This window comes from Streptomyces sp. GbtcB7, from assembly GCF_019091445.1.
In the GTDB taxonomy this organism is placed as follows: domain Bacteria; phylum Actinomycetota; class Actinomycetes; order Streptomycetales; family Streptomycetaceae; genus Streptomyces; species Streptomyces mirabilis.
Map to the genome: position 1 here is coordinate 1 of NZ_JAGXJM010000097.1, position 6,696 is coordinate 6,696.

Consider the following 6,696-nt stretch of genomic DNA (forward strand, 5'->3'; position numbering starts at 1 on the left):
GCACCGACCACGCCGACCGGCTCTCGGCGCACTCGCGTGATGCCGCCGGTGAACGCCTTTCGGGGTTCCTCCCACTCCAGCTCGCGGGCGAGCCCCGCGTAGTAGCGAAGGATCGCGGCGGGGAAGATCGCGTTGGCGCCCACCGACATGGCCATCGGCATGCCGTTCTGCCGGGAGACCAGTCGGGCGATCTCGTCGGCGCGAGCCTCGATGGCGGCGGCGAACCGTTCCAGGGCGTCGGCGCGCTCGGCGGGGCCGAGACCGGACCAGTCGTCGCCGCTGGAGCCGCCATCGCCTTCGAAGGCCTCCCGCGCGGCTGCCACGGCGGAGTCGATGTCCTTGGCGCCGCCGAGCGGGGTCTGCCCGATGGTCTGCTCGGTGGCGGCCGAGACGACGGTGTTGACCTCGGTGGTGAGTGGCTGCCGCCACCGGCCGCCGATGTAGAAGGCGTTGCGCACGTGTTCCACGACTGCTCCTGAGGTCACCGGGGAGCCATCCGAATGGCGCCATCGAGGCGGATGGTCTCGCCGTTGAGCATGGGGTTCTCGGTGATGTGCTGGACGAGCGCGGCGTACTCCTCGGGGAGGCCGAGGCGGGCCGGGTGCGGCACCTGGGCGCCGAGGGACTGCTTGGCCTCGTTCGGGAGTCCGGCGAGCATCGGGGTCTCGAACAGGCCCGGGGCGATGGTGACGACGCGGATCTGCCGGCCGGCCAGGTCGCGGGCGACGGGCAGGGTGAGGCCGACGACGCCGCCCTTGGAGGCGGAGTACGCGGCCTGGCCGATCTGGCCGTCGTACGCGGCGACCGACGCCGTGTTGACGATGACTCCGCGGTCGCCGTCCGCCGGTTCGTTGCCGCTCATCCGCTCGGCGGCCAGCCGGATGACGTTGAAGGTGCCGATCAGGTTGACCTGGACCACCCGGGCGAAGGCGTCGAGGGGGAAGGGTCCGTTCTTGCCGAGCACCCGCGCGGCGGTGCCGATGCCGGCGCAGTTCACGGCGATCCGCACGTCACCGAGTTCCGCGGCCGCGTCGAGGGCGGCGGCGATGTCCTGCTCGTCGGTGACGTCGGCAGGAGCGAAGACGGCCCGCTCCCCGAGCTTCGCTGCCACGGCGGCGCCGTCGGAGGACGGCAGGTCCACAAGAGCCACGCTCGCCCCGGCGTCCAGCAGTCTCTGGGCGGTGGCGAGGCCCAGCCCCGAGGCTCCGCCAGTGATCAGGGCGACACTGCCTGCGATGTTCACGCTGCTTCCTTCCTGAGGATCCTGAAGACGACGAGGTGGTTCAGAGGCGTTCGATGATGGTGGCGTTGGCCATGCCGCCGCCCTCGCACATCGTCTGCAGCCCGTACCGACCGCCTGTGGTCTCCAGCTGATTGACGAGTGTGGTCAGCAGGCGGGTGCCGGAGGCGCCGAGGGGGTGGCCGAGCGCGATCGCGCCGCCGCGCGGGTTGAGCCGGTCCGGGTCGGCGCCCACCTCCCGCTGCCACACCAGGGGTACGGGGGCGAACGCCTCGTTGACCTCGTACGCGTCGATGTCGTCGATCGCCAGGCCGGACCGGTCGAGGATCTTCTGGGTGGCGGGGATGACGCCGGTCAGCATCAGCACCGGGTCCGAGCCGGTGACCGCGAACGAGTGGAACCGGGCCCGGGGCCGCAGGCCCAGCCGCTCGGCCGTGCGGGCGTTCATGATGAGGGCCGCGGAGGCGCCGTCGGTGAGGGGCGAGGAGTTGCCCGGCGTGATCCGCCACGCGATCTCCGGGAAACGCGCGGCGGCGGGGACGCCGGTGAAGGCGGGTTTCAGGGTGGCGAGGCCGTCGACGGTGGTGGCGGGTCGTACGGTCTCGTCCACCGAGTGGCCGGCCACGGGCACGATCTCGGTGTCGAAACCGCCGCTCGCGGCGGTGGCGGCGGCAAGCCGGTGGGAGCGGGCCGAGAAGGTGTCCAGCTCTTCACGGTCGAGCTTCCAGCGGGCCGAGATCAGCTCGGCGGACACTCCCTGGGACACCAGTCCTTCGGGGTAGCGCTCGCCCAGCAGCGTGCCGGAGGTGTCCTGGCCTCCGGCGCTGGAGCCCATCGGCACCCGGCTCATCGTCTCCACACCGCAGGCGATCACGATGTCGTACGCGCCCGCCCGCACCCCCTGCGCGGCGAAGTGGGCCGCCTGCTGACTCGAACCGCACTGACGGTCGATGGTGGTGGCGGGCACGGACTCCGGCAGGCCGGCGGCGAGCAGAGCGGTGCGGGTGATGTTGAACGCCTGCTCGCCGGCCTGTGAGACACAACCGCCGATCACATCGTCGACCAGTGCGGGATCGAGCCCATTGCGCTCGATCAGCGCCTTGAGCACGGTGGCGAGGAGGTCCACCGGGTGGACGGCGGACAGCGCACCCCCCGGCTTTCCCTTGCCGGACGCGGTGCGTATCACGTCGACGATGACGGCGTCATTCATCTGCGGTCCTTTCAGCGAGAGGTCGTCGGCGACTCGTGCGCCTCCGTGACCTCACTGCGGCACTTCGAATGCTTATCGATCGCTAAGTCGGTAAGCTAGTCGTGCCCGGCCGGAGCGTCAAGGTGCGGGCCGATCCCTATCAGCCTGGGGAAACGTGAGAGAAACTTTCCGATGACGAGGCATTGACCCGCCTGTCATCGATCCTTACTGTCTGAGCGTTCGATAAATGCACGACTCTTGATTCGTCGTGAGGTGCGTGATGACGATCGATTTCACCCTGGACCCCGAAGTCGCCGAGCTACGGGACCGCACAGCCGCGTTCGTGCGCGAGACCGTACTCCTGGCCGAGCTCAGGATGCTCCAGGGCGCAGGCTCACCGGACGACGTGCTCCGTCGCGAACTCCAGCAGGCGGCCCGCGCCGCCGGGGTTTTCGCGCCGACCGTGTCGACTTCGCTCGGTGGCCTGGGCCTGGACGTACGAGGACAGTCCGTGGTCCTGGAGGAGGCCGGATACAGCCTGCTCGGCCCGCTCGCACTGCACTGCGCGGCACCGGACGAGGGCAATATGCATCTGCTGGAGAAGGTCGCCACCGAGGCCCAGCGCGAGCGGTTCCTGAAACCGCTCGCCGCGGGTGACGTACGGTCCTGCTTCGCGATGACCGAGCCGTCGCCCGGCGCCGGGTCGGACCCTTCCCAGCTGGTCACCACCGCACGCCGGACCGACGGCGGCTGGGTGATCGACGGACGCAAGTGGTTCATCACCGGTGCTGACGGAGCCGCGTTCGCCATCGTCATGGCCCGGACGAGCGGCACCGGTGGCGCGGACGGCGTGCTGGAGGCGACCATGTTCCTGGTCCCCGTCGACACGCCGGGCTTCCGGCTGGTCCGGCATGTGCCGACGCTCGACACCGGTTTCACCGGAGGCCATGGTGAGATCGAGCTGTCCGGCTGCACGGTCGGTGACGACGCGGTGCTTGGCGAGGTCGGCAAGGGCTTCGCCTACGCCCAGGTGCGTCTCGCCCCGGCCCGGCTGACCCACTGCATGCGCTGGCTCGGTCTGGCCCGCCGCGCCCACGACATCGCCCTGGAGTACGCGGGCAGCCGCACCGCGTTCGGCAGTCGGCTGGGCGACCTCGGCATGGTGCAGCAGCACATCGCCGACAACGAGATCGATCTCGCCGCCAGCCGCGCTCTCATCCGAGAGGCGGCCTGGGTCCTGGACTCCGGACGGTCCGGCAAGCACGAGACCTCGGTCACCAAGACCTTCGTGGCCGAGGCTGTCGGCCGGGTTGTCGACCGTGCCATCCAGGTCTGCGGGGCGCTCGGCATTTCCGGCGACCTGCCGCTCGGCGCCTACCTTCGGGAGGTACGGGCGTACCGCATCTCCGAGGGCCCGTCCGAGGTGCACCGCTGGTCGATCGCCCGCCGGGTGCTGCGCAACCGGGATGACACAGAAGGAGCACCGCGATGAAAAGCACCATGCAGGACCGTGAACTGCTGATCTCGGACCTCCTGCGGCACGGTCAGCAGGTGCACGCCCGCAGTCGCGTGGTTCGTTGCGGTGCGGACGGCAGTACCGTCCAGTCCTTCGCCGAGATCGGCGAGCAGGCGGAACGGCTGGCCGCAGCTCTGACCCGGCTGGGTGTACGGCCCGGCGACCGGGTCGCCTCGCTGTCGTGGAACACCCCTGAGCATTTGGCCGCGTACCTGGGCGTGCCCAGCATGGGCGCCGTACTGCACACCTTGAACCTGCGGCTGCATCCGGACCAGCTCGGCTATGTCGTGGAGCACGCCGAGGACCGGGTACTGCTGGTGGACGCCACACTGGTGGGGCTGCTCACACCGCTGCGGGCCCGGCTCGGCAGCGTACGCGACCTGGTCGTGATCGGCGACGGCGCGCCCGTCGACGTACCGGATCATGTGACGGTCCACCGCTGGGACGACCTGCTGGCCGCCGAGCGGCCCGGCTACGAGTGGCCCGAGCTGGACGAACGGTCGGCCGCCGCGCTCTGCTACACGACCGGCACCACCGGCGACCCGAAGGGTGTCGCCTACAGCCACCGGTCGCTTTTCCTGCACACCCTGGGCATCTCCAGCGGCAGCGGGTTCCCGATGAACGACCGGGACCGCATCCTGCCGATCGTGCCGATGTTCCACGCCAATGCCTGGGGCTGGCCCTATGCCGCCTGGCTGGCCGGAGCAGACCTGATCATGAACGGTCGGTTCCTGCACCTGCCGGACCTGGCACGGATCATCGCCGACGAACGCCCCACCGGGGTCGCCGCGATCCCCACCATCTGGAACGGCCTGCTGCACTACGGCGAACAGCACCCCCTCGACCTGAGCAGCGTCCGCCTCGCCGGCAGCGGCGGTTCCACACCCTCGCGGGCACTGATCCGCGGGCTGAAGGAGCGCCACGGGGTCGCCCTCGTGCAGGGCTGGGGCATGACCGAGACCAGCCCGCTCGCGAGCTGGTCCGCCCCGCCGCGCGGCACCGGCGAGGACGAGGAAGAGGACTGGCTGGCAAAGAGCGGTCGGCTCATGCCCTGTGTCCAGGCGCGGGTCATGGGCCTGGACGGCCGGGAACAGCCGTGGGACGGGAAGTCGGCGGGCGAACTCGAACTGCGCGGCCCCTGGGTGACCGGCTCCTACTACAACGCCGAGAACACCGCCGAGAAGTTCCACGACGGCTGGCTGCGCAGCGGCGATCTCGGGGTGATCGAGCCCGGCGGCTGGGTGGTCGTCCGGGACCGGCTCAAGGACGGCATCAAGAGCGGCGGCGAGTGGATCTCGACCGTCGAGCTGGAGAACGCCATCGCCGAGCATCCCCTGGTGGTCGAGGCCACCGTTGTCGGCGTCCCGGACCCCCGCTGGGACGAGCGGCCGCTGGCCTGTGTCGCCCTGGCCGACGGAGCGCGGGTCTCCGCGGACGAACTGCGCCAGTTCCTGGCCGGACGGGTTGCGCGTTGGTGGATCCCGGAGCGCTGGACGTTCCTCGACGCGGTACCCAAGACCAGTGTCGGCAAGTACGACAAGCGCGCGGTACGGCAGTTGTACCGCGAGGGGCGGATGGACGTCGTCACGCCGTCCGCCGCCCCGGACGGACAGGCGGGCGAATGATCCGTCGCCTGCCCCGCACACCCCGCCCGACCGTCGCGCCCGCACGGTCCGGCATCTGATCCCAGAGAGGAGTTCCGCAGTGCGCCGCACGCTCTACGACCAGGACCACGAGGATTTCCGCCCCGTCGTCCGGGAGTTCATCGCCCGGGAGGTCGCTCCGCACCAGCAGCGCTGGGAGGAGGAGCGCCTCATCGGCAGGGGGGTCTGGACGGCTGCTGGCAAACAGGGACTGCTGTGCCTGGCTGCTCCCGAGGAGTACGGCGGCGTCGGCCAGGACGACTTCCGCTACCGCAGCGTCATGATGGAGGAGTTCGCCCGCGTTGGGGCCGCCTCCCTGGAGTCCGGCTTCGGCGTGCAGGACGACATCGTGCTCCCGTACCTGCTCGACCTCGGCACCGAGGAACAGAAACGCCGCTGGATACCCCGGATGTGCACCGGGGAGACCATCGCCGCGATCGCCATGACCGAGCCCGGAGCGGGCAGCGACCTGCAGGGCATCCGTGCTACCGCGGTACGCGACAGCGACGACTGGATCATCGACGGGGCCAAGACCTTCATCACCAACGGCATCCACGCCGACCTGGTCATCGTCCTAGCCTGCACCGATCCCGCCGCTGGCGCCAAGGGGATGAGCCTGTTCGTCGTCGAGCGGGACACCCCCGGCTTCTCCCGGGGCCGCAAGCTCGTCAAGATCGGCCTGCACGCACAGGACACCGCGGAACTCTTCTTCGACTCCGTGCGAGTCCCGGCCGCCAACCTGCTCGGCACGGAGGGGCACGGATTCGTCCACCTCATGGAACGGCTGCCCCGCGAGCGTATGTCGATCGCCGTGTTCGCGCAGTGCGCCACGGAGACCGCCCTGGACTGGACCCTCGACTACTGCGGCGACCGGCAGGTCTTCGGCAAGCCCGTGGGGGACTTTCAGCACAGCCGGTTCCTGCTCGCCGAACTGGCCACGGAGACTGAGGTCTCCCGCGCCTACATCGACAACGCCATCGAGGCGCTCAATGAGGGCACACTCACGGCGGTGGACGCCGCGAAAGCCAAGTGGTGGGCCAGCGAGCTTCAGAACAGGGTCATCGACCGCTGCGTCCAACTGCCCGGCGGCTACGGCTACATGCTCGAA

The 6,696-nt window shown here is 70.1% G+C and carries 6 protein-coding genes; 3 read left to right on the forward strand and 3 right to left on the reverse strand.

Annotation, left to right across the window (positions count from 1 at the left end):
• The 3 genes from KVT44_RS55090 to KVT44_RS55100 form a co-directional block, all read right to left on the reverse strand.
• The coding region (locus KVT44_RS55090; RefSeq protein ID WP_217576738.1) for an aldehyde dehydrogenase family protein at positions 1-467 on the reverse strand (467 nt) is incomplete at its 3' end.
• Positions 468-481: 14 nt separating this feature from the next.
• Positions 482-1,243, reverse strand: a complete 762-nt coding sequence (locus KVT44_RS55095) for a 3-hydroxyacyl-CoA dehydrogenase (RefSeq protein ID WP_217576740.1) — start codon at positions 1,241-1,243, stop codon at positions 482-484.
• Positions 1,244-1,283: 40 nt separating this feature from the next.
• Positions 1,284-2,450, reverse strand: a complete 1,167-nt coding sequence (locus tag KVT44_RS55100; RefSeq protein WP_217576742.1) for a thiolase family protein — start codon at positions 2,448-2,450, stop codon at positions 1,284-1,286.
• Between the two features lie 259 nt (positions 2,451-2,709).
• On the opposite strand from KVT44_RS55100, the gene KVT44_RS55105 reads away from it, so the two are divergent.
• From KVT44_RS55105 to KVT44_RS55115, 3 genes are all read left to right on the forward strand, one after another.
• The gene (locus KVT44_RS55105) at positions 2,710-3,921 is read left to right on the forward strand and encodes an acyl-CoA dehydrogenase family protein (protein ID WP_217576744.1); all 1,212 of its coding nucleotides are present in this window, start codon (positions 2,710-2,712) and stop codon (positions 3,919-3,921) included.
• Positions 3,918-5,570 carry a long-chain fatty acid--CoA ligase gene (locus tag KVT44_RS55110; RefSeq protein WP_217576746.1) on the forward strand — a complete coding sequence of 551 codons (1,653 nt, stop codon included), beginning with the start codon at positions 3,918-3,920 and terminating at the stop codon, positions 5,568-5,570. The genes KVT44_RS55105 and KVT44_RS55110 overlap by 4 nt, the downstream gene beginning before the upstream one ends.
• Positions 5,571-5,649: 79 nt before the next feature.
• Positions 5,650-6,696, forward strand: a 1,047-nt coding sequence (locus KVT44_RS55115; protein WP_217576748.1) for an acyl-CoA dehydrogenase family protein, incomplete at its 3' end; no start/stop codon positions are given.

Bases quoted from the DNA above. Each gene is read 5' to 3' on its own strand.
- KVT44_RS55100 (WP_217576742.1), bottom strand. From the start codon at position 2,450: ATGAATGACGCCGTCATCGTCGACGTGATACGCACCGCGTCCGGCAAG.
- KVT44_RS55105 (WP_217576744.1), top strand. From the start codon at position 2,710: ATGACGATCGATTTCACCCTGGACCCCGAAGTCGCCGAGCTACGGGAC.
- KVT44_RS55110 (WP_217576746.1), top strand. From the start codon at position 3,918: ATGAAAAGCACCATGCAGGACCGTGAACTGCTGATCTCGGACCTCCTG.